At 64.1% G+C, this 21,917-nt stretch carries 18 protein-coding genes; 10 read left to right on the top strand and 8 right to left on the bottom strand.

What is annotated here, in order from left to right; translation table 11 throughout:
• The first annotated feature begins 37 nt into the window (after positions 1-37).
• The 5 genes from NKI32_RS17005 (at position 38) to NKI32_RS16985 (ending at position 7,378) form a co-directional block, all read left to right on the top strand.
• Complete coding sequence (locus NKI32_RS17005; protein ID WP_353003038.1) at positions 38-1,210, top strand: arabinose transporter; 1,173 nt, start codon at positions 38-40, stop codon at positions 1,208-1,210.
• A 311-nt stretch (positions 1,211-1,521) separates the two neighbouring features.
• Positions 1,522-5,610 carry a Pls/PosA family non-ribosomal peptide synthetase gene (locus tag NKI32_RS17000; protein ID WP_353003037.1) on the top strand — a complete coding sequence of 1,363 codons (4,089 nt, stop codon included), beginning with the start codon at positions 1,522-1,524 and terminating at the stop codon, positions 5,608-5,610.
• On the top strand, positions 5,610-6,068 hold the full coding sequence (locus NKI32_RS16995) for a GNAT family N-acetyltransferase (RefSeq protein WP_031198139.1): 459 nt from the start codon (positions 5,610-5,612) through the stop codon (positions 6,066-6,068). Before NKI32_RS17000 ends, NKI32_RS16995 begins: the two co-directional genes overlap by 1 nt.
• Complete coding sequence (locus NKI32_RS16990) at positions 6,065-6,733, top strand: 4'-phosphopantetheinyl transferase family protein (protein WP_352626806.1); 669 nt, start codon at positions 6,065-6,067, stop codon at positions 6,731-6,733. Before NKI32_RS16995 ends, NKI32_RS16990 begins: the two co-directional genes overlap by 4 nt.
• A gap of 108 nt (positions 6,734-6,841) precedes the next feature.
• Positions 6,842-7,378 carry a dihydrofolate reductase family protein gene (locus tag NKI32_RS16985; RefSeq protein ID WP_353003036.1) on the top strand — a complete coding sequence of 179 codons (537 nt, stop codon included), beginning with the start codon at positions 6,842-6,844 and terminating at the stop codon, positions 7,376-7,378.
• A gap of 168 nt (positions 7,379-7,546) precedes the next feature.
• On the opposite strand, the gene NKI32_RS16980 is transcribed toward NKI32_RS16985, so the two are convergent.
• The 5 genes from NKI32_RS16980 to NKI32_RS16960 all read right to left on the bottom strand — a co-directional run bounded on the left by NKI32_RS16980 (position 7,547) and on the right by NKI32_RS16960 (position 14,228).
• The gene (locus NKI32_RS16980; protein ID WP_353003035.1) at positions 7,547-8,407 is read right to left on the bottom strand and encodes a patatin-like phospholipase family protein; all 861 of its coding nucleotides are present in this window, start codon (positions 8,405-8,407) and stop codon (positions 7,547-7,549) included.
• Positions 8,404-9,780: a M16 family metallopeptidase gene (locus tag NKI32_RS16975; protein WP_023821174.1), complete on the bottom strand. Its 1,377-nt coding sequence runs from the start codon at positions 9,778-9,780 to the stop codon at positions 8,404-8,406. Before NKI32_RS16975 ends, NKI32_RS16980 begins: the two co-directional genes overlap by 4 nt.
• 188 nt (positions 9,781-9,968) lie before the next feature.
• Positions 9,969-11,324, bottom strand: a complete 1,356-nt coding sequence (locus NKI32_RS16970) for a M16 family metallopeptidase (RefSeq protein WP_023824515.1) — start codon at positions 11,322-11,324, stop codon at positions 9,969-9,971.
• A gap of 118 nt (positions 11,325-11,442) precedes the next feature.
• Positions 11,443-11,997, bottom strand: a complete 555-nt coding sequence (gene rsmD, locus NKI32_RS16965) for a 16S rRNA (guanine(966)-N(2))-methyltransferase RsmD (RefSeq protein WP_023671544.1) — start codon at positions 11,995-11,997, stop codon at positions 11,443-11,445.
• Positions 11,998-12,044: 47 nt separating this feature from the next.
• Positions 12,045-14,228: a pseudouridine synthase gene (locus NKI32_RS16960; protein ID WP_353003034.1), complete on the bottom strand. Its 2,184-nt coding sequence runs from the start codon at positions 14,226-14,228 to the stop codon at positions 12,045-12,047.
• A 180-nt stretch (positions 14,229-14,408) separates the two neighbouring features.
• Between NKI32_RS16960 and NKI32_RS16955 the strand changes: the two genes are divergently transcribed.
• Positions 14,409-14,861 (top strand): nucleoside deaminase, encoded by a 453-nt coding sequence (locus tag NKI32_RS16955; protein WP_023694762.1) that lies wholly within the window; start codon positions 14,409-14,411, stop codon positions 14,859-14,861.
• A gap of 28 nt (positions 14,862-14,889) precedes the next feature.
• On the opposite strand, the gene NKI32_RS16950 is transcribed toward NKI32_RS16955, so the two are convergent.
• From NKI32_RS16950 to NKI32_RS16940, 3 genes are all read right to left on the bottom strand, one after another.
• A complete protein-coding gene (locus NKI32_RS16950; protein WP_023682973.1) occupies positions 14,890-15,573 on the bottom strand; it encodes a hypothetical protein in 684 nt (227 codons plus the stop codon).
• 201 nt (positions 15,574-15,774) lie between these two features.
• Complete coding sequence (ileS, locus tag NKI32_RS16945) at positions 15,775-18,756, bottom strand: isoleucine--tRNA ligase (RefSeq protein ID WP_353003033.1); 2,982 nt, start codon at positions 18,754-18,756, stop codon at positions 15,775-15,777.
• 232 nt (positions 18,757-18,988) lie between these two features.
• Positions 18,989-19,792 (bottom strand): MipA/OmpV family protein, encoded by an 804-nt coding sequence (locus NKI32_RS16940; protein ID WP_023730461.1) that lies wholly within the window; start codon positions 19,790-19,792, stop codon positions 18,989-18,991.
• A gap of 212 nt (positions 19,793-20,004) precedes the next feature.
• Here NKI32_RS16940 and NKI32_RS16935 point away from each other — a divergent pair, with 212 nt between their 5' ends.
• The 4 genes from NKI32_RS16935 to NKI32_RS16920 all read left to right on the top strand — a co-directional run bounded on the left by NKI32_RS16935 (position 20,005) and on the right by NKI32_RS16920 (position 21,898).
• The gene (locus NKI32_RS16935) at positions 20,005-20,310 is read left to right on the top strand and encodes an ArsR/SmtB family transcription factor (RefSeq protein ID WP_023689559.1); all 306 of its coding nucleotides are present in this window, start codon (positions 20,005-20,007) and stop codon (positions 20,308-20,310) included.
• Entirely contained in the window at positions 20,307-20,789 is a 483-nt protein-coding gene (locus tag NKI32_RS16930) for an SRPBCC family protein (RefSeq protein WP_023730459.1), read from the top strand. Before NKI32_RS16935 ends, NKI32_RS16930 begins: the two co-directional genes overlap by 4 nt.
• A 12-nt stretch (positions 20,790-20,801) precedes the next feature.
• Positions 20,802-21,215, top strand: a complete 414-nt coding sequence (locus NKI32_RS16925; protein ID WP_023671536.1) for an MAPEG family protein — start codon at positions 20,802-20,804, stop codon at positions 21,213-21,215.
• Between the two features lie 128 nt (positions 21,216-21,343).
• Positions 21,344-21,898: an HdeD family acid-resistance protein gene (locus tag NKI32_RS16920; protein ID WP_023671535.1), complete on the top strand. Its 555-nt coding sequence runs from the start codon at positions 21,344-21,346 to the stop codon at positions 21,896-21,898.
• Positions 21,899-21,917: the final 19 nt, after the last annotated feature.

The raw sequence follows: 21,917 nt of genomic DNA, 5'->3' as shown, positions 1-21,917 counted from the left end.
CGAACAGTTGGGCTGCCGATTGACCAAAATGGCGCGGATGTCAGACCGAAATGGCGTCATGGCGGAACTGGTGCCGATCATGGCGGCTGTCTTCGCCGGCTTCCTGCTGATCGGCCTGGCGCTACCCGTCCTGCCGCTGCATCTTCACCAGCAGCTTGGCTTCGGCCCCTTCGCAGTGGGACTGGTGACGGGCAGCCAGTTCGTCGCCTCGATGCTGTCGCGCATCGGGGCTGGAAACTATGCCGATGGACGCGGCGGCAAGCGCGCCGTCGTCATCGGCCTCGTTGCCGCTGCCCTTGCCGGGCTATTTTACCTCGGCTCGCTGGCATTGCTCGACCGGCCGGTAGCGTCCGCATCCGCGCTGTTCGCCGGACGGGCGGTACTGGGCGCGTCCGAGAGCTTCATCATCACCGGCGGCGTCGCCTGGGGCCTCTCCGTTGCGGGCGGACAGAACTCCGGAAAAGTCATAGCCTGGGTGGGCACGGCGATGTTTGCGGCGCTCGCGCTAGGAGCGCCGGTCGGATCTGCGCTCTATGCAGCGAGCGGTTTCACCGCGATCGCACTCGCGACGATCGTCCTGCCGCTGGCGACGCTGCTTGCCATCCTGCCGATGCGCGGCACCGGCGCCGCCGCGGGCAGCGTGCCGCAGTCATGGAGGAGCGTGGCGAAAGCGGTCTGGCTTCCTGGCGTCGGAACTGCTTTCAGCAGCCTCGGCTATGGTGCTATTCTGGGCTTCGGCGCCCTGCTCTTCGCCGAGCGGGGCTGGCAGCCGGTCTGGCTTCCCTTCACGGCCTATGCCGCGTCGCTGATCGTGGCAAGGCTGTGCTTCGGCCACCTGCCCGACAGGCTTGGGGGCGCACGCGTCGCTGTGATCTTCGTCGCGGTCGAGGCGGCAGGGCTGATGCTGATCTGGCTTGCGACCGGGCCTGTCGTCGCCGCGATCGGAGCGGGCCTGACTGGCCTCGGCTACTCGCTGGTCTATCCCGGCCTCGGCGCCGAGGCCGTAGGCCGTCTTCCGTCGCGCAGCCGCGGCCTGGCCATGGGACTCTACACCGTCTTCCTCGACGTGGCGCTCGGCTTCGGCAGTCCGGCGCTCGGCTTGGTCGCCGCGTCGACCGGGCTGCAATTCGTCTTCTTGGCCGTCGCGGCGGCGACGCTTCCGGCGTTGGGCATCGCTCTGCTGCTGGGTCGCCGTAGCGCTCCAAGATAGACAGCTCGCCGGCGCCGTCCGCATGAGGTTCGCTCATAGTCTCTTTCCGGGCTGCCACCAACGCTGAAGCCCTCCCCCGCAAGGTGCAGCGAGCGGCCGGCCAAGCTCCCCGCCCAGACACACTCCAGAAACAAAATTCAACAGTTCGGAAAAACCGGCGAAAAGATCGGGTGGCATAAGCTTCCCGGTCGGGATTCCGGGTTCTTCCTTTTTGGAAGCCCTCCACCAACAAAATCGCAGCGGCGGCGTAGTGCCTCCTCCAGCGGCGGCGGCATGAACAGCCGGGCAATGCCCGGCGAGGACGAGAAAGTATGGACATGGACTACGATATCGCCGAACTGGACAGCGACGCGGCAACGGCGATCGGCAGCCTGGCAAGCATCGATGCGCTGGCAAGGATCGCTCGCGGCCCGGCAAGGGACGGCCAGGTCCTGACGGGCGCCGACTTTGCCCTGCAGCCGGGTGAGCGGCTCGATACGGTGTTCGAGCAGCTCGCCGTGACATTCGCCACGTTGCCGGCGGTGATCTCCGACGGACGCGTGTGGACCTATCAGGAGCTGAACAGCCGTGCCAACCGGTTCGCCCGCATGCTGATCAAGCACGGCGTGCGGCCGGGCCACCGGGTCGGGCTCATCCTCGACCGATCGGCGGAAACCTATGTGGCGTTGCTGGCGGTGATGAAGGCGGGGGCTGCCTTCGTGCCGCTGGCCACCGCGTTTCCGCAGGAGCGGATGGCGCTGATCATCGAAGACGCCGCCGTCAGCATGATCATCACCATCGCCGCCTATGCGTCGCGCGCCGGTCAACTGCCCGTTCCCCATGTGCTGATCGACAGCGCCGTCGCCGAAATTTCCGCACAGTCGCCCGCGCCGCTGAAGCCGCAGGCGAACGACGACATCTGCTACATCCTCTATACCTCGGGCACCACCGGCAAGCCCAAGGGCGTGGTCATCACGCACCAGAGTTTCGTCAATTTCATACACGTCGCCGCCGCCTCCTATGGCTACCGGCCGGGCGACCGGGTCTATCAGGGCATGACCATTGCCTTCGACTTTTCCTCCGAAGAGATCTGGGTGCCGTTCGTCGCCGGCGCGACGGTGGTGCCGGCACCTGGCCAGATGCCGCTGGTGGGCGAGGAACTGGCGGATTTCCTGCGCCTCCATGACATCACCTGCATGGCCTGCAGCCCGACATTGTTGTCGTCGATGACATCGGACGTTCCCAGCCTGCGCACGCTTCTGGTGGGCGGCGAGGCCTGCCCGCACAATCTGGTGGTGCGCTGGTCGAAGCCGGGCCGGCAGATCCTCAACACCTACGGGCCGACCGAGGCGACCGTCACCGCAACGATGGGGGCGCTGACGCCGGACCGTCCCGTCACAATCGGCGCGCCGTTGCCGACTTACTCGATCGTCATTCTCGACGCTTCGCTGCCGCAACTTGCCGAGCCCGGTGAACTGGGCGAGATCGGCATTGCCGGCATCGGGCTCGCCGTCGGCTATCTGAACCGGCCGGACCTGACCGACCAGAAATTCATCGCCGATTTCGTCGGCCTGCCGAACAACCCGTCGCAGCGCATCTACCGCACCGGCGATCTTGGCCGGATCAACGATGGCGGCGAGATCGAGTATGCCGGGCGCATCGACACGCAGGTGAAGATTCGCGGATATCGCATCGAGCTCGGCGAGATCGAGGCGGTGCTGCTCGACCAGCCCGAGATCGCGCAGGCCGCCGTCACCACCTGGGAGATCGAGCCCGGCCGCGTCGAACTGGTTGCCTATTACGCGCTTAAAACCGGCGTAGCGGCGATTTCCCGAGGGGATCTCGCCCAGACGATGAAGCGGCGGCTGCCGGACTACATGGTGCCCGCCTATCTGGAGGAGCTGCCCGCCATCCCGATGACCGTCTCCAACAAGGTAGACCTGCGCCAACTGCCGAAGCCGACGAGCGTCCGGCTTTCGGCCGATCGCACAATGGTGCCGCCCGGCAATGAGGACGAGCGATTCCTGGCGGAAGCGCTGGCCACGGTGCTGAAATTCGACGCGGTGTCGGTCGAGGATCACTTCTTCGACGATCTCGGCGCCAACTCCTTGCTGATGGCGCATTTCTGCGCGCGCGTGCGCACCAGGAAGGAATGGGCGACGACGTCGATGCGCGACATCTATCTCTATCCCACAGTGGCGCGCCTGGCGCTGCATCTGGGGGTAGCGGAGGAGATGACGACGGCAACCAACGAGCCGGTCCTCACCCGCCGGGCCTCGAATTTCGCCTACTGGACCTGCGGCGCGGCGCAGCTTTCGTTCTACGGCCTCTACAGCTACGTGGCGCTCTGGGCGATCAATGACGGCCTCAACTGGATGTATGACGCGCTCGACGATCCGCTGCAGCTCTATATCCGGTGCGTGGCGCTCTCGGCCGCCGTGTTCTTCGGCATGTCGGGCTTTGCCGTCCTGGCGAAATGGCTGCTCATCGGCCGCTGGAAGGCCGAGGCGTTTCCGATCTGGGGCGTGCGCTACTTCCGCTTCTGGGTGGTCAAGACGTTGATCCGCACCGCACCCGTCGTGCTGTTCCGCGGTAGCCCGCTCTACAGCCTCTATCTGCAGCTGCTCGGCACCAAGCTGGGCAAAAACGCCGTCATCGAATCGAAGTCCGTGCCCGTCTGCACGGATCTTATTTCCATCGGCGCCAACACCATCCTGCGCAAGGAATCGATGATCCTCGGCTTCAGGGCCCAGTCCGGTTATATCCACACCGGGCCGCTGACCATCGGCCGCGATGCCTTCGTCGGCGTCGGCTCCACGCTCGACATCGACACCAGGATCGGCAACGGCGCCCAGCTCGGCCATTCGTCCTCGCTGCATCGCGGGCAAAGCATTCCCGACGGCGAGCACTGGCATGGATCGCCGGCGGTGCCGACCACGGCGGACTATTGCAAGGTGCGCAATGTCAATCCTTACCAGGTCCGGCGCTTCCTCTATGAAGCGCTGCAGCTGATCGGCCTGTTTGGCCTCGTCACCCCGCTGCCGCTCCTGTTCCACAGCTACTGGGAATATGTCGGCGACGACTATCAGGAGACGATCGGCCTTGTCGCAATCGGCACCACGGTCACGCTTTTCGGCTATATCGCGGCGGCTTTCCTGGCAGCGACGCTGGTGCCGCGCCTGACCAGCCTCATCTTGAAGCCGGGCCGCACCTACACGCTTTACGGTTTCCGCTACTGGCTGCAGACCGTCGCCGAATTCGCCAGCAATTCCCGCGTGCTCGGGCTCCTGGCCGGCGACAGCTCGGCCATCGTGCACTACATGCGCGCCATCGGCTGGAACCTAAACAGAGTGGTGCAGACCGGCTCCAATTTCGGCTCCAACCAGCAGCACGAAAATCCGCTTCTGTGCGAGATCGGCACCGAGACCATGGTCTCGGACGGGCTGTTCATGATCAACATGCACAAGTCCGCCTCGGCCTTCAGGCTCGAGCCGACGCGCATCGGCGAACGCAACTATCTCGGCAACAACATCTACTATCCGCCGGACGGCCGCACCGGCGACAACGTGCTGCTCGGCACCAAGGTGATGATCCCCATCGATGGGCCGGTGCGCGAGAATGTCGGCCTTCTCGGTTCGCCTGCGTTTGAAATCCCGCGCATGGTGAACCGCGACAAGGAGCTTATAGCCGGCGTCGACGAGGCCGACCGGCGCCGGCGCATCCCGCACAAGAACCGCCACAACCTGGTGACCATTCTTCTGTTCCTGGCAACGCAATGGGTCATGCTGTTCGTCACGCTGGCGATCTGGGACCGGGCGCTGAACTACTATACGGAATGGGCGGAGGTCGCCCTGTTCGCCGCTGTGCTTTTGACCTCGGCGATCACCATTCCGTTCTACATTCTGGTCGAGCGGGCAAGCCTTGGCTTTAGCCGGCTGAAGCCGCAGATGACGACGATCTACGACGTCGCCTTCTGGCGCCACGAACGCCACTGGAAGCTGGCGGATTCGCCGATCGTGCGCCTGTTCGCCGGCACGCCGTTCCGGCCGATGATCCTGCGCCTGCTCGGCGTCAAGGTCGGCAGCCGGGTCTATGATGGCGGCAGCAACCTGACCGAGCGCTCGCTGGTCGAGATCGGCGACGACGTCACGCTCAACGAGGGCTGCGTCATTCAGGCCCACTCGCTGGAAGAAGGCGCGTTCAAGTCCGATTTCATCCGCATCGGCGATGGTTGCACGCTCGGACCTTCCGCCTTTGTCCACTACGGCGTAGTGATGGGCAAAGGCTCGATGGTCGACGCGGACTCCTTCGTGATGAAGGGCGAAGAGCTGGAGCCCAACTCGATCTGGCGGGGCAACCCGGCCAAGCTGCATCGCTTCGTCGAGCCGGTGCCGGAGGATAGCGTCAAGGCAACGGCTTGATGGGCGCAGACGTCCGTCTCGTTTCGCTGACTGCGGCCAACCGGGCCTTGGTCGCGGCCCTGCAACTGGCCGCGGATCAGATCGATTTTGTCGCCAGCAATGCGGAGTCGCTGGACGAAGCCGAAACCGACGGGGACGCACGGCCGCGCGTCGTCATGGCAGGGGATCGCGTCGTCGGTTTCCTGATGTACGAGGCGCCGGAGGACGACGACGAGGCGCGGATCTACCGCTTCATGATCGATCGCGTCCATCAGGGCCAAGGCTACGGCAAGGCCGCTTTGCGCGAAGTGCTGGATGAAATCATGCGGCTCGGCCACATCAGCCACGTTTCGATCTGCTACGAACCTGGGAATGAAGCGGCACGCCGCCTCTATCGCGCTGCCGGTTTCGTCGAAGAAGGGCCCGACGAGGACGGGGAAATGATCGCCGACCTCGCTCTGCGGGGCGGCCAGCCATGACGCGCCCGCTCGATGCCGGTGGCAGCCTGTCGGCGCAGTTGCTGGCGGCGATGGCCGCCATGGCACCGGCCGGCGTTCAGATCGGATGCCGCACGATCCGCGAAGGCGATGAGAACCATTTGCTGCCGCAGGAAGCACGCTCCATCCCGTCACGCCTGCCGCTGATGCGGCGGGCGAGTGGCGCGGCGCGGTGGATCGCGCACGAGCTGCTGGCGGATATGGGCTTGAACGACGTCGCTATCCTCCGCGGCTCCTCCGGCGCACCGGTATGGCCTCATGGAGTAACGGGGTCGCTGGCTCACGACGACGAGATAGCCGTGGCGGCCGTCGCGCCGCTCTCCCACGTCGCCTCGCTCGGCATCGATATCGAGCCCGCTTTGCCCCTGCCCGACGACATCTTCGCGCTGGTTGCAGTCCCCGCTGACCGGATCGACGCAACCGACCCGTATCTTGCCGGTCGCATCCTTTTTGCCGCCAAGGAAGCTGTCTACAAGGCCGCCTACCCGCTTGATCGCGAAGTGCTGGGCTATGAGGACATCACCGTCGATCTCGACGCAGGCGACGCTGTGACGAAGACGGGCCGCAGAGCGAGACTGGTTTACTGCCTTGCTCCGTGCGTGGTCGTTCTGGCGTTTGTCGATGGTGTCCGAAGCGCCCCCCTTTAAGCGCGAATGGGCCAGCGCCCGACAGCTGCTCAACAAAGCGCATTTTTTTCGCAGAGCGGTCGCAAAAGGCTCACGCGGTTCGTCCTTTGACAGAAGAAGGAGAGCGCCATGAGAAACCTCATTGTCACCGAGTTCATCAGCATCGATGGCATCGCCGAGGTCGAGAATCTGCCCAGCGTGACCTGGAACGATGAGATGCAAAGGTTCAAGGAGGACGAGCTTGCCGACAGCGGGGCCATGCTTCTGGGGCGCACGACCTACGAGATTTTTGCCGGCTCTTGGCCCAAGGAAACCGGAGACTTCGCCGACCGGTTCAATGCGCTGCCGAAATATGTCGCGTCGACAAGCCCGAAGGCACTCGACTGGAAACCGGCCGAGTTGCTGAAGGGTGCGTTGCCGGAAGCGGTTCGGGCGCTGAAGCAAGGCAGCGGCGGCAACATCTATGTGCATGGCAGCCTGAGCGTCGCGCGGGAATTGCTGCGCCATGGTCTGGTCGATCGCGTCAGGCTGCTGAGCTACCCTGGCTCCGTCGGGGAGGGCAAGAAGCTGTTCCCGCCCGATATGCCGGTGGCGTTGGAGCCGATCTCGACCGTACAGTTCAGCAATGGCGTGGTGGCGCTGGAATATGCGGCTGGGAGGGTGTGAGACGCTGGTGGGGTAATCTCCCCGTGAGGGGAGATGTCGCCGAAGGCGACAGAGGCGGTCGGTCCGTCCTGACGCAACCTCCTATCGACAGTAGGAGGTCTAGCTTCACGCGAGACGACCCCCTCTGGCCTGCCGGCCATCTCCCCCTCGAGGGGGGAGATCGGCAGCTCACCCTACTTTCTTCCCCCGCTTGCCCTTGGCACGCGCCTCGACCACTCTTTCCACCTCGCGCTTCAGTTCGTCCTTGACCTCCTGCGTCTCGGCAAGCAGCGTGTCGATCTTCATGAAATCGAGCACGCGGTATTTCGACACCGGCGGGCGGATCAGTATGTCGGGGGGGCGCTGGTTCAGCTTGTGGGCGATGATCGACTGCATCATCAATTGCGTGGCGCCGTACATCAGGTCGACCGTGGTCGGGTGCTTGCGCTCGGCCTCGCTCGGCGCACCGACGACGTCGATCGCGATGATGATGTCGGCGGCGTTTTCGATGAGGTCGAACGGCACCGGATTGTAGATGCCGCCGTCGATCAGCACGCGGTCGTCGCGCGTCACCGGGCGGAACACGGCGGGAATGGCAGCCGAGGCGGCGAGCGCCGAATGCAGGTCGCCCTCGTCGAAGACGGCCAGCTTGTGACCGAAATAGTCCGTCGCCGTCACCTTGAGCGGGATCATCAGCTCGGCGAAGGTTTCCGGGATGGCTTCCGGCAGGAACGCCTTCAAGATGCGCTCTATGTTGAACTGGCTGACGCGGATGCCGCCCTGCATCGCCTCGGCGATGGTGCCGGGACGCGAGCGCCACATGCGCGCCGCCACCTCGGCGCGGCGGCCGAGGATCGAGCGGGCGTAGTCCTCGATGTCCTTGCCGCTCATGCCCGAGGCCATGCCGGCGCCCATGATGGCGCCGATCGAGGAGCCGGCGATGGCCACGGGCTTGATGCCGAGCTCGTTCAGCGCCTCGACGATGTGGATATGGGCGAGGCCGCGCGCGCCGCCGCCGCCAAAGGCGATACCGAAAGTCGGACCTGTCATTTGGCCTCCAGCTTCGGCCCGATGCTCATGATCGCGGGCGCCGGCGTCAGCAGCTTCTTCGCCGCTGCCTTGACCTGATCGAGCGTCACGCCGTTGATGAGCGCCGCGCGGCGCTGCACGTAGTCGATGCCGAGATTGTCGAGCTGCAATTCCACCAGGGTCGCGGCAATGGCGCTGGAAGAATCCAGATTGCTGATAGCATAGGAGCCGACCATGTATTTCTTGGTGGCGTCCAGCTCGGCCTCGGTCGGCCCCTCCTGCGCCATCTTCTTGACCACCTCCTTGACGATGCCGAGCGTCTCGGCGGCGCGGTCGGAACGCGTCGCCGTGGTGATGATCAGCGCATTGGAATGCTGGTGGTCGACCAGGTTGGAATCGACGGAGTAGGCCAAGCCGCGCTTTTCCCGCACCTCGTCATAGAGGCGCGAGGTGAAGGTGCCGCCGCCGAGAATCTGGTTCATCAGCACCGCAGGGAAGAAATCCGGCGCATCGCGCTTCACACCGGGATAGGCAAACTGCAGCGAGGTCTGCGGCAGGTCGTAGTCGACCTCGAGCTGCTGGCCGAGCTTCAGCTCGGTATCGGCAACCGGTTGCAGCACCTGCTTTTCCGGCAGATCGCCGAAGACCTCGTCGAGCTTCCGTTTCAGCGTCGCGGCATCTATGTCGCCGACCACCGCAACATGCAGGCCGCTGCGGGCGAAATTGGCCTTGTGGAAGGCAGCCAGATCCGCCGCCGTGATGGTGGCGATGCTGTCCTTGGTGCCCTGGTCGGGCCTGGAATACGGATGTTCGCCATAGATGGCGCGCAGCCATTTGGTTTGCGCGACGGTGTTGGGGTCACGCTCATTGGCGATGATGCCGGACAGGATCTGGGCGCGGATACGGTCGATCGGCGCCTGGTCGAAGCGCGGGCTGGTGACCGCCAGCCTGAGCAGGTCGAAGGCCGCATCCTTCTGCTCGGCCAGCATCCGCATCGCGCCATAGGTGCCGTCGCGCGCCGCTTCGAAGCCCATTTCGGCGCCGGCATCGTCAAGCTTGATCTGGAAGGCCTCGCTGTCGAGGTCGCCGGCGCCCTCGTCGAATAGGCCGGTCATCAGATTGACCAGCCCTTCCCGCCCCGCCGGATCCTGCGTCGAGCCGCCATCGAAGACGAAGCGGATGGCGACGATCGGAATGGAGTGGTCCTCGACCAGCCAGGCGTTGACGCCTTTCGATGAGGTCACCGGCTGAATGTCCATCGCGTGCGCGGCAAGCGCCGGCAGGATGAGGAAGAAGATGCCGAGGAACAGTGTGGCGAAGACGTGGAGAACCGCGATGCGCCTATGAGTAATCCCATCAGGCCATTGATCGCCAAGGTCAGCTCCGCCCCTCATCGCGCTGCCGGGCACTTCTCCCCGTATAGTGACGGGGAGAAGGGGTCTCGCCGCGACGCTGGCGCTCTTCTTACGACGCTGATGGTTGGCGAAATCGACGATGACAGCGCCCCTCTCCCCGTCACTATAGGGGGAGAGGATGCCGGCAGGCAGGTGAGGGGCAGCGCTAACGCTCAATCTCGTCATCATCAATTCCCCGCCTGTTGCTGCGGCAAGAGATAGCCGGTCGTCGTACGATCGAGCAGCAGATAGCGTGCGGCGACCGCCTTGATCTCATCGGCGGTGACCTTGCGAATGCGTTCCGGCCATTCCTCGATATCCCTGACGTTGCCGCCGGTGGCGAGCTCGGCGCCGTAGAGATTGGCCATCTCGTCCTGCTTGTCGCGGGCGAAGATCATGGCCCTGATATAGCGGGCCTTGGCCTTCTCCAGCTCATCGGCGGTGACGCCGTCCTTGACGATGCGGGCGATCTCGGCGTCGACGGCCGCCTCGACGTCGCTCAGCTTGGCGTCGCCGCGCGGCGCGCCATAGACGGTGAAATTGGTGGCGTCGAGCATCGTACCCTGGAAGAAGGCGCCGGTCGCCGATGCGATGCCTTGCTTGACCACGAGTTGCTGGTAGAGCCTGCTGCGGCTGCCGCCGCCAAGGATCTCTCCCAGCAGGTCGAGCGCCTCGGCCTCGCCGGGTTTTGCCGTGTGGTAGGACGGAACCACCCATTGCGTCGAAAAGCTCGGCACCGAAACGCGCCCATCGGTGAGCGTCACCGTGCGCTTGGTGTTCTGCTCCGGCTCGACCGGGCGGATGCGCGGGGGCAGGTCGGGACCGCGCGCGACCTTGCCATAGGTTTTTTCGGCCAGCGCCTTCACGACCTCCGGCTCGACATCGCCGGCCACGATCAGCACCGCATTGTTGGGGCGGTAGTATTTGTCATAGAAGGCAACCGCATCGGTGCGGTTCAACTGCTCCATCTCCTGCATCCAGCCGATCACCGGAATGCGGTAGGGCTGGTTCTGCCAGAGCGTCGCGTCGACCTCTTCGTCGAGCACCGCCTGCGGATTGCTGTCGATGCGCGCGCGGCGCTCTTCCAGGATCACGTCGCGCTCGGTCTTGATGACCTCGTCGGTCAAGATGAGGTTGCGCATGCGATCGGCCTCGAAGCTCATCATCTCACCGAGTGCCGAGGGCGCCACCGTCTCGTGGAAGGCAGTGTAGTCATAGGAGGTGAAGGCGTTGTTGGAGCCGCCGATGGCCGATATGGCGCGGTCGAACTCGCCCGCGGCGTGGTTGGTCGTGGCCTTGAACATCAGGTGTTCGAAGAAGTGCGCTATGCCGGACTTGCCTGGCGGCTCGTCGGCGCTGCCGATCTTGTACCACACCATATGGGTGACGATGGGGGCGCGGTGATCGGGAATGACCACCACCTCCATGCCATTGTCGAGCAGGAAGTTGGCCACCTTGCCATCGTCCGCGGCCAGGGCCGGGCCGGCCATGGTCAGCGCGGTGGCGAGCAAGGCTCTCCGCAGCCATTCAGTATGAAATGTCATTGATGGCTCCGGTTGTTATCGCGCGACGATAGGCAAGGTTAGCCGCGGAGGCAAAGTGAATTGTGCGTCATTTTGAAGGCGCCGGTCGCTCCACTTGAAGGCGCCGGTCGCTCCACCCTTACGCAAGCTCGATGAACCGGACCACCGTCTCGCCGTAGTTTCGTTCATCAACCACCGAGAATTCCGGCCCAATCTCGAAGGGCGCCGAGGCGGCTTCCTCGACCACGCAGAGCGCGCCGGGCAGCAACCAGCCGCCATCCCTGGCCGAGCGCAGGGCGCGCTCGCCAAGGCCCTTGCCATAGGGCGGATCGGCGAAGACCAGGCCGAATGCCGCAAGCGTACCGGCCTCACCCAGGGCGGTCGCGTCGCGGCGGAAGATCTTGGTGCGGCCGGTAAGGCCAAAAGCTTCGACATTGGTGCGGATCAGGCCGCGTCCTTCGGCCGATTCTTCGATAAAGACGCCATAGGAAGCGCCGCGCGACAGCGCTTCGAGGCCGAGAGCGCCGGTGCCGGCGAAAAGGTCGAGCACACGCGCGCCGTCGAGCTTGTCGGCAAAGCGGTGCGCCAGCACGTTGAAGACGGCCTCGCGGGCGCGGTCGGTCGTCGGGCGGATGGCATGGTCGCGCGGCGTCGCCAGCGGACGCCCGCGAAATTGGCCGCCGACGATTCTCATTTATGCCCGGGTCTCATTTAAGGCCGGATCTCATTTAAGTCCCGGCATCATCTGGTCCTCGGGCCCTTGGGACCGTTGCGTGGCCGCTCGCCGCCCCGACCGCCATCCGGACGCTCGCCACCCGGCTTGCCGAACGGCTTGGCTCCGCCCGGCTTGCCATAGGCCGGCTTGCCATAGGACGGCTTGAATGACGCCTTGCGCGCCTTGGCCTCGGCCGCCTTGGCGGCATCGGCTTCCGCCCTGCCCTTGCCGATCGGACGCGCGCCCGGCGCCATCCAGACATTAGCCTTGCGCTGGCCCGGCGGATCGATCGGCCGCTGCTCGCGCTCGGGCTTCTTGCCGCCGCGCGGTTTGTCACCAAAGGCGCCGCGCGGCTTGTCGCCGAAGCCTCCACGGGGCTTGTCGCCAAAATCGCCGCGCGGCTTTTCGCGAAACTCGCTGCGCGGCTTGTCCGAAAACTCGCTGCGCTCGGGTCTCGGGCCGCGTTCGCCAAAGCTCTTTTCCGGCCTCGCGCCCCTTTCGGGACTGGTCGACAGCTTGCCGAGCGCTTCGTCGCGGCTGCCTTCGCGGCGCTTGCGGTTCTTGATCAGACCGCCCTCGCCGATCGGCCGATGGTCACCCTCGCGGGTGACTTTCGGCCGTTCCGGCTCCGCGTCACGCTCTCGCCGCACCGGCTGGTTGGAAAACGGCTTGATGATCTCGGCGTCGAAATTGGCGCCGGATTCCTCGACCAGTCGCTCGCCGAGCTGGTCGCGCAAGACGCGGCCCTTGATCTCCAGCACATGGCCTTCGGCGAGATCGTCGAGCTGGAACGGTCCGTAGGAGATACGGATCAGCCGCGTCACGTCGAGGCCGAGCGATCCAAGGATGTTCTTCACTTCGCGGTTCTTGCCTTCGCGCAGGCCGATCGTCAGCCACGCGTTGGTGCCTTGTTCACGATCGAGCGTCGCTTCGATGGCGCCGTAGAAGACGCCGTCGACGGCAATGCCTTCACGCAGGCCTGCGAGCATGCTTTCCTCGACCTTGCCATGAACGCGCACGCGGTAACGGCGCAGCCAGCCAGTGGCAGGCAGTTCGAGCACGCGCGACAGACCGCCATCATTGGTGAGCAGCAGCAGGCCTTCGGTGTTGATGTCGAGGCGGCCGATGGTCATCAGCCGTGGCAATTCGGCCGGCAGCACGTCGAACACGGTCTTGCGGCCCTCGGGGTCGCGGTTGGTGGTAACGACGCCGGCAGGCTTGTGAAACAGGAACAGGCGGGTGCGCTCGATCGGCGGGATCTCCATGCCATCGAGATGGATGATGTCGCCCGGCATGACGTTGAAGGCCGGCGAGGTCAAAGCCCGGTTGTTGACCTTGACACGGCCCGCCGCGATCAGGTCTTCGGCGTCGCGGCGCGACGCCAGGCCGGCGCGGGCCAACCGCTTGGCGATACGCTCGCCGGCTTCTTCAGCCTCGGCCGGACGCGGGCGCGGCTTGAAGGCGCCGCCAGATGCTTGCGGCCGGTCACCACCGAAATCGCGCTTGGGGCGATCGCTGAAGTCACGCTCGGGACGATCTCCGGCGTCGCGCTGCGGGCGATCGCCAAAATCGCGCTTTGGACGGTCAAAACGCTTTTCGCCCTCGGCGGAAGCAAGCCGATCGCCGCGCAGTGCGTAGGGCTTGCGCGGCCCTTCACGCTTTTCGAAAGGCTTGCCTTCGGGACGCGGCCCCTTGCTGAACGGCCGATCGCCGCCCTTGAAATCGCGCTTTGGCCGCTCGCCATCGGCCGCAACCGGCCGATCGCCCCGCGGTGCATAAGGCTTGCGCGGCCCCTCGCGCTTTTCATACGGCTTGCGTTCACCCTCGGCCGCCATAGGGCGATCCCCACGCGGCGCATAGGGTTTGCGCGGCCCTTCGCGCTTTTCATACGGCTTGCGCTCGCCTTCGGCTGCCATCGGCCGGTCACCGCGTGGTGCATATGGCTTGCGCGGTCCCTCGCGCTTTTCGAAAGGCTTGCCTTCGGGACGAGGACCCTTGCTGAATGGCCGGTCGCCACTTTTGAAATCGCGCTTGGGCCGCTCGCCCTCAGCCGCTGCCGGCCGGGCGCCGCGCGGTGAATAGGGTTTCTTGGCCCCTAAGGAGGGTTTGCCGCTTTTGCCGGCGGCGCCATCGCGGCGCGGCCCCGCGGCTCCAGGGCCGCTTTTGCCCGGGCCTTTGTGGCGCGGAGATTTCTTGTCGTTGTCGTCCATGTGGCCTTTGCCTTGTTGCGCTGCTACAGCGTGGCGCATCCTTTCGGGCGCGCAAAGGACGCTATAGCACTTTGATTTGGCGCATGATCATTTCCGAAAATCTGTTCCGATATTCGGGTTGACGCGCTCCATAACAGGATCACCGCCAAGTGGCGAGGAGATAATCGGAATGGAAACCGCGTGAAGCGGCCGGATTTCATGGCGCTGGCGCTGAAAGAGGCGCAAGCCGCCGCCTTGCGCGGAGAAGTTCCGGTTGGCGCCGTCATCGCCAGCGGCGACACGGTGGTGGCATCCGCCGGTAACCGCACCCGCGAACTTGCCGATCCGACGGCGCATGCCGAAATGCTGGCCATCCGCGCGGCCTGCCAAACGCTCTCCAGCGAGCGGCTGACCGGTCACGACCTCTATGTGACGCTGGAACCCTGCGCCATGTGCGCAGGCGCCATTTCCTTCGCCAGGCTGCGCCGGCTCTATTTCGGCGCGGCCGACGAGAAGGGCGGCGCGGTGGTCAACGGCGTGCGCTTCTTCGCTTCGCCGACCTGCCACCATACGCCCGACATCTATCCGGGCATGGCCGAGGCCGACGCGGCGCTGCTGCTCAGGGAATTCTTTCGGGAAAGACGCGAAACGTAGAGCCTTCAGCTACCGAAGGCGACGGTTCCTACCAGGAGGGCAGCCAGTCGAAGAGCCCGCCGCTCTTGCCCTTGGCGGCCGCTTCCTTCTTGAGGCGGCGTTCCTTCTTGTATTCATCCTCGCCGAGTTCGCCCTGCGGCGCCGTGTCGGAGGCAGCCCGATAGGCCAGAGGCGGCTCGCTCAGATATCTGCGAGTGTTGGGATCGCCCTGCTTTTGCTCTGCGGTGCGGCGCTGGATCTCGGCGGCGCGGCCCTTGTCTGAATCCTTCGGCGACCAGGCCGGCGGGTGGCTTGAGCCCGAATCCGCCAGCGCCTTCTTCACGGAAGCCGGATCGGTCTGCACGTCGTCGACGATCCCCGACTGATAGGACGGGTCGTCCTGGTGGGCAGTGGCGTCGGCACGCAGGCGGGCGCGGCGCTGCTCGGGCGATTCGGGCCAATCGGTGCTCGCCGTTTCGATGCTTTCCTGAGGCGGCGGCAGCACTTCCTTCTGCCCCGGCGCCGGCTTTACCAGCTCCGGACGCGGCCTGTAGTCGATCTGTTCCTTGTGCTTGGGCGTGATGGCGAAGGCGCCGGAAAGGTCGCCGGCAAGCTGCTCGCCAGCCGTCTTGTCGGTGCCGTAGGTCGGCGAACCCATGCAGCCGGACAGAGCGAGGCCGGACGCGACAAGCGGCGCCAGCAGCGCAACGCGCACGGAAGTTCTGTCGATCATGCCAAAAAGTCCCACTCTAGACAGCCTCTCGATCGTCACCGGCCAAAGGCCCCGGTCCCCATCGTCCACGCTCTTGCGACGGAATTCCGGCGACAATTTGTCTTCCGGAGTTTCGCGTGTTTATCTCAACCACTCGTTAAGGGCAACGCGCGGGCGCTTTTCACCCGCCCGCCGTGGCATTTGTGCACCGGCTTTGAGCACTCACAAACGTCCCAGAGCCTTGAGTTCATGCAGCACGGCGGCATCGCGGGCAGACACGTCGGGGAATTCCACGTCCTGCCCGACATCGGCGGTATAGCGCCACGAACGCGCGCATTTGACCAAGCCGCGGTCCTCGGCCTTTTCGACCACCACCGCGACACCTTTGACATCGTCGAGCGCAAAGGCGCCTTCCGGCGCCTTACCGTGGGCGATGACGAGATCGCTGGTGATCGCCATTTCGGCCATGTCGACATCGGCGATCGCGGCTTCAAGCGCGGCATCGTCGAGGGTCACGACCGGCACGGCTTCCAGCGAGGCACCGATGACCTTCTGAGCGCGTGCGATCTCGAGCGCGCCGGTGACGACTCGGCGGACCTGCCGCACCTTGCGCCATTTTTCCGCCAGTGCCTCGTTCTTCCAGTCGGCCGGAATCTCGGGGAACTGGTCGAGATGCAGGGAGACAGCATCCGGATGACGGTCGAGCCAGGCTTCTTCCGTGGTGAAGGGCAGCATCGGCGCCAGCCATTTCACCAGGCAGTCGAAGAGGTGGCGCACCACTTGCACCGAGGCCTTGCGCTTCACGCTGGCGGGTCCCTCGCAATAGAGCGCGTCCTTCCTGATGTCGAAATAGAAGGCCGACAGCTCGACCACCATGAAGTCGAGCAAAGTGCGGGTGATGCGTTTGAACTCGAACGCGTCGTAGCCCGAGCGCACGACCTCATCGAGCTCGGCCAGCCGATGCAGCATCAGCCGCTCCAGTTCCGGCATCTTGTCCAGCGGCACCTCCTCGCCATCGTCATGGGCGAGCGTGCCCAGCATCCAGCGGATGGTGTTGCGGAGCTTGCGGTAGGCATCGATGTTGGTCTGCAGCACGTTCTTGCCGAGACGCTGGTCTTCCCAATAGTCGGTCGTCACCACCCACAGACGCAGAATGTCGGCGCCGGACTGCTTGATGACGTCTTGCGGCACGACGGTGTTGCCGAGCGATTTCGACATCTTTCGCCCCTCCTCATCCATGGTGAAGCCATGGGTGACGACGGTGTCGTAAGGTGCCCTGCCCCTGGTGCCGCAGCTTTCGAGCAGCGAGGAGTGGAACCAGCCGCGATGCTGGTCGGAGCCTTCGAGATAGACGTCGGCCGGCCATTTGAGGTCCGGACGGTCTTCCAGCGTGAAGACATGCGTCGAGCCCGAATCGAACCAGACGTCAAGGATGTCCATCACCTGCTTCCATTTGGAGGCCTCGTGATTGCCGAGGAAACGCTCCTTGGCGCCGGCAGCGAACCAGGCGTCGGCGCCTTCCTGTTCGAAAGCATCCATGATGCGCTGGTTGACGGCTTCGTCCTTCAGCACGTTGCCATCCTCATCGGCAAAGACGGCGATCGGCACGCCCCAGGCGCGCTGGCGTGACAAGACCCAATCCGGGCGTTCCTCGATCATGGCGCGGATACGGTTCTGGCCGGCCGCCGGCACGAAGCGTGTGTCGTCGATCGCCTTCAGCGCACGGCTGCGCAACGTCGTGCCGTCGCCGAGGTCCTTGTCCATATAGACGAACCATTGCGGCGTGTTGCGGAAGATGATCGGCTTCTTCGACCGCCAGGAATGCGGGTAGGAATGCTTCAGCCGGCCGCGCGCGAACAGCGCGTTGCGCTTGATCAGTTCGTCGATGACCGCCTGATTGGCATTGCCCTTCTTGCCGTTATCGTCGATGACACGCGCGGCGCCACCTTCGCGATCCGGGCCAAAACCCGGCGCGTCCCTGGTGAAGAAGCCGGCATCATCTACAGTGAAGGGGATGGCAGGGTCGATGCCACGTGCGCGCAAATCCGATGCCGCATCCATCCAGGCATCAAAGTCCTCGCGGCCATGGCCGGGCGCGGTGTGGACGAAACCGGTACCGGCATCGTCGGTGACATGGTCCCCGGCAAGCATGGGTACGGCGAATTCGTAACCACCGCCGAGACCTTTGAAGGGATGTGAAAGTGTAAGGCTTCCAAGCTCTTCGACCGAAACGCTGCGAAGCCGATTCAAGGTGACCTTGGCCTTGGCCGAGGAGTCTTCGGCAAGCGCATCTGCAAAGATCAGCTTCTCACCGGGCTGTGGACCGAACGAATTTTCGGCTGCGGTAACTTCATAAAGGCCGTAGCCGATCCGTGACGAATAATTGACGGCACGGTTGCCGGGGATCGTCCACGGGGTTGTCGTCCAGATGACGACGTGGGCGTTGTCCAAAAGTGCAACGCTTTCCGGAACGCGCATGGACGGTGCAGCGTCTGATACAAAGTGCTCAACGCTCCAAAATCCTGACACAACTGGAAACTTCACCCAGATCGTGTCGGACTCATAGTCCTGGTATTCGATCTCGGCCTCGGCCAGTGCGGTGCGCTCGACGACGCTCCACATTACCGGCTTGGAGCCGCGATAGAGCTGGCCCGACATGGCGAACTTCAACAACTCCCCGGCGATGCGCGACTCCGAGTGGAAAGCCATTGTCGTATAGGGGTTCTTGAAATCGCCGACGACGCCGAGCCGCTGGAACTCGCCGCCCTGCACCGTGATCCAGTTCGCGGCGAAGTCGCGGCATTCCTTGCGAAACTCGTTGACCGGCACCTCGTCCTTGTTCTTGCCCTTGGCGCGGTACTGTTCCTCGATCTTCCATTCGATCGGCAGGCCATGGCAGTCCCAACCCGGCACATAATTGGCGTCATAGCCGCGCATCTGGAACGAACGGGTGATGACGTCCTTGAGGATCTTGTTCAGCGCATGGCCGATATGGATGTTGCCATTGGCGTAGGGCGGGCCGTCATGCAGCACGTATTTTTCGCGGCCGGCCGCGTCCTCGCGCAGCTTGCGGTAGAGATCCATGTCCTGCCAGCGCTTGACCAGCTGCGGTTCTTTTTCAGGCAAGCCGGCGCGCATCGGGAAATCCGTCTGCGGCAGGTAAAGCGTCTTGGAATAGTCGATCGTTTCAACAGTGTCGGTCATTGGTCTGCCATGTGCATTGCCCGGCGGGCGTAAAAGCTCGGGCGTGAACTATCATGATTGGAAAAGCGCGAGGGGGCGCGCAAAACTCCCGGCGGCTCCGGCGGCGCTCAGGCCGCCCGGAACACCGGGCCTGTAATTCGTATCGTCAGCGCGCGAAGGCGTGAAAAGCTCGTCATTGCCGGGCTTTTAGCCGAGAAAGCCGCAGGAATAAAGCGTCTCTTGTTCGATTCACTTACATCGCGAAGTCGAAGCGATAGGTGGTCGAGACGCCGACCGTGAACTGGTTACGGTCGCCGCGCTCCTTGACCAGGCTGGAATCGGCAGCCGGGCCCATCAGGCGCGCATATTCGCCGAACAGGCTGGCGGTCATCGGATCGGTCACCTTCCAGGTGATGGCGCCACCAAGGCCGGTCGATTTCAGGCCGCCGCCAGGATGGTGTTCGCTCAGGCCCGAGGCCGCAGCCTCCTTGGCGTTGACACCATAATAAGAGTCGAAATAGCCCGACGAGGCAAAGGACACGCGTGGTCCGCCCGAAATTCTGACAGTCGGCGTCACGTCGTAGAAAGCATCGGCGGCGATGTCGGCGACAAAGCCATCATGGGCACGAATGCCATGGCGCAGTTCGGCGCGGGCGCGCAGCCAGTCCGTCGGATAGATTTCGAAGAAGCCGCCGACCTCACCGCCCCAGCGCACCGGGTCGAGGCCCTTGAGCTCATCCTTGCTGTCGCGGGAAAACAGGAATTTTCCGGTCAGGCCGGCGCGGACGCCGCCATCGTCGACCAGCGCCAGCGAGATGTTGTCGTTGCGCGAGGTAAAGCGCGCGGCCGGGCCGGCCTTGCCCAGCGAGATGATCGGCGATGCGCTGAGCAGATAGCTGTTGGAGCCCTCGAATTTCGGCGCGACCATGCCGGTGGCGCCAAGCGTCAGGTACCAGTCGCCGGACATCCAGCCGAAGGCACCCTCGCCCGCATTGGCGGTGGACACAGTGAGCAGCGCCGAGGCGAGAAACAGCGGAATCGTCCAGACAATACGCATCACCACCCCATACGCGAAACAAAACGGAGAGAACACCCGGCAGCCAAAGCCATGGCGCCGGTTCGGTAAAATTTGACTTAAAATCTACAGCAGTGGCGGCAACTGCGACCCTGTTTTTTGCGCTGTGGCCCATTTGAACAGGGCGCCGCCGGGCCTGTGGCGAGTTGACAGAAATAGCGAGGTTGCCTAAATTCGCGTTAGTGCAGACTAACATGAACAGATGGACAGCGCTTGGCGACCCGACCAGGCGGACGATCTTCGAACTGCTGGTCGAACAACCCTGTTCGGTCGGGGAATTGGCTCGTGCGCTTCCTGTCACCCGGCCGGCGGTCTCGCAGCACCTGAAGGTGCTCAAGGACGCCGGCCTCGTGGCCAACACACGGCTAGGCAAGCAACGCATCTACCGGGTCGAACCGGAAGGCTTGGCCAGCCTGCGCGCCGAACTCGACCGGTTCTGGAGCAAGACCTTGGCGGCCTACAAAGTGGTCGTCGAACAGCCCTTGAAGGAGCAGGAATGAGCACACATCAACCGCCCGTGAGGCACTCCATCCTTGTCGAGGCTCCGATCGCACATGCCTTCAAGGTCTTCACCGAGGACTTCGGCAGTTTCAAACCCAAAGAGCATAACCTGCTTGCGGTGCCGATCGCGGAGACGATCTTCGAACCCCGCGTTGGCGGTCACGTCTACGACCGCGGTGTGGATGGCAGCGAGTGCCGCTGGGCACGGGTGCTGGCCTACGAGCCGCCGAACCGACTGCTTCTGAGTTGGGATATCAGCCCTCAATGGCAGATCGAGACCAATCCGGACAGGACCAGCGAGTGGGAAGTCCGGTTTACGGCGGAGACGAATAGCCGGACCCGCGTCGAGATCGAGCATCGCAATCTCGAACGTCATGGCGAAGGCTGGGAAGGCGTGCGCTTTGGGATTGACGGTGATCGAGGCTGGCCGCTGTATCTCAGGCGATTCCAAGATCTTTTTGCCAGCAAGGTGACCTGAAGGAGCACAATTATGGAACCCTATTGGCTAAGCATCCTCGGTGTACTGATCCTCTGTCTTTTGTCAGTCGCGCTGGCGGTTTACTCGGGTTCGTCCAAGGGATTTGCCGGAGCGCTTTCCGGTCCGGTGATCCCGGCCGACGACGCCAATCTCCTCTACAGGATCGACCGCGTGCATATGAACTCGGTCGAGGCGCTGGCGCCTTTTGTCGTCCCGGCGGTGCTGGCCATGATGGTTGGCGTTGGGTCGGCCACGTTGGCGACCATTGTCTGGGTTCATGTGGCGATACGCCTGCTTCACCTGGGGGTTTACCTACGCGGCGGCAATGCCGCCAAGGGTGGCAGTGTCAGAACGATCGTCTACGTCTCTGGAGCGATCGTCACGCTTGTCCTCGTCCTTGTGACTGGGTGGGCTGCCATAAATTGACACGTACGCGCGAACCTCAAGCCACCGACGCTTTGTTTGTTTGCTAGCCGTCGCCATCGGCTGGACGTCCGCTACAGCCGGGGCTAACCTCCCGGCAAGGTGCCAGGCGATTTCGAGGAGATGCAGCCATGACCCTGCACGGTGATACCCTGAAAGATGCGATCGGCCGGACACGGGACAAATGGGGGTGGTTCGTCGCGCTCGGCGTGCTGCTGCTCATCTTCGGCGGCATTGCCTTCGGCAATCTGTTCATCGCCACCGTCGCCTCGGTCTATGTCGTGGGCTGGCTGATGCTGATGGCCGGCATCATCGAGATCGTGCATGCCTTCGGCGTGAAGACCTGGAGTCGCTTCTTCTATTGGCTGCTCAGCGGCCTACTTTATGCCGTTGCCGGTTTCTTTGCCTTCGACAATCCGCTGCTGGCCTCGACGGTGCTGACCTTGCTGCTGGCGGTGGCGCTGGTCGCTTCAGGCGCGCTCAGGGCCTGGGTCGGCTATAGCCACCGACCGGAAAAGGGCTGGGGCTGGGTCGTCGCGGCGGGCCTGATCAGCGTGCTGGCGGGGCTGACCATCGCCATGGGCTGGCCGGTCAACAGCCTGTGGGTGCTCGGCCTGTTCCTGGCCATCGACCTGATCTTCCAGGGCTGGAGCTTCATCGCTCTCGGACTGGCGTTGAAGAAGTAGGGGCTTGAAGAGGTAAGCG

The organism is Mesorhizobium sp. M0761 (assembly GCF_040320205.1).
GTDB lineage: Bacteria > Pseudomonadota > Alphaproteobacteria > Rhizobiales > Rhizobiaceae > Mesorhizobium.
Note: the sequence above shows the minus strand (reverse complement) of the source record. Positions and strands in the feature narration are given on the sequence as shown.

What these genes read in the sequence shown, in the direction of transcription:
- NKI32_RS17000 (WP_353003037.1), top strand. Translation starts at nt 1,522, where the DNA reads ATGGACATGGACTACGATATCGCCGAACTGGACAGCGACGCGGCAACG.
- NKI32_RS16920 (WP_023671535.1), top strand. Translation starts at nt 21,344, where the DNA reads ATGACCCTGCACGGTGATACCCTGAAAGATGCGATCGGCCGGACACGG.
- NKI32_RS16995 (WP_031198139.1), top strand. Translation starts at nt 5,610, where the DNA reads ATGGGCGCAGACGTCCGTCTCGTTTCGCTGACTGCGGCCAACCGGGCC.
- NKI32_RS17005 (WP_353003038.1), top strand. Translation starts at nt 38, where the DNA reads ATGTCAGACCGAAATGGCGTCATGGCGGAACTGGTGCCGATCATGGCG.
- NKI32_RS16925 (WP_023671536.1), top strand. Translation starts at nt 20,802, where the DNA reads ATGGAACCCTATTGGCTAAGCATCCTCGGTGTACTGATCCTCTGTCTT.
- NKI32_RS16935 (WP_023689559.1), top strand. Translation starts at nt 20,005, where the DNA reads ATGAACAGATGGACAGCGCTTGGCGACCCGACCAGGCGGACGATCTTC.
- NKI32_RS16975 (WP_023821174.1), bottom strand. Translation starts at nt 9,780, where the DNA reads ATGAGGGGCGGAGCTGACCTTGGCGATCAATGGCCTGATGGGATTACT.
- NKI32_RS16970 (WP_023824515.1), bottom strand. Translation starts at nt 11,324, where the DNA reads ATGACATTTCATACTGAATGGCTGCGGAGAGCCTTGCTCGCCACCGCG.
- rsmD (WP_023671544.1), bottom strand. Translation starts at nt 11,997, where the DNA reads ATGAGAATCGTCGGCGGCCAATTTCGCGGGCGTCCGCTGGCGACGCCG.
- NKI32_RS16950 (WP_023682973.1), bottom strand. Translation starts at nt 15,573, where the DNA reads ATGATCGACAGAACTTCCGTGCGCGTTGCGCTGCTGGCGCCGCTTGTC.
- NKI32_RS16985 (WP_353003036.1), top strand. Translation starts at nt 6,842, where the DNA reads ATGAGAAACCTCATTGTCACCGAGTTCATCAGCATCGATGGCATCGCC.
- NKI32_RS16980 (WP_353003035.1), bottom strand. Translation starts at nt 8,407, where the DNA reads ATGACAGGTCCGACTTTCGGTATCGCCTTTGGCGGCGGCGGCGCGCGC.
- NKI32_RS16940 (WP_023730461.1), bottom strand. Translation starts at nt 19,792, where the DNA reads ATGCGTATTGTCTGGACGATTCCGCTGTTTCTCGCCTCGGCGCTGCTC.
- NKI32_RS16960 (WP_353003034.1), bottom strand. Translation starts at nt 14,228, where the DNA reads ATGGACGACAACGACAAGAAATCTCCGCGCCACAAAGGCCCGGGCAAA.
- ileS (WP_353003033.1), bottom strand. Translation starts at nt 18,756, where the DNA reads ATGACCGACACTGTTGAAACGATCGACTATTCCAAGACGCTTTACCTG.
- NKI32_RS16990 (WP_352626806.1), top strand. Translation starts at nt 6,065, where the DNA reads ATGACGCGCCCGCTCGATGCCGGTGGCAGCCTGTCGGCGCAGTTGCTG.
- NKI32_RS16930 (WP_023730459.1), top strand. Translation starts at nt 20,307, where the DNA reads ATGAGCACACATCAACCGCCCGTGAGGCACTCCATCCTTGTCGAGGCT.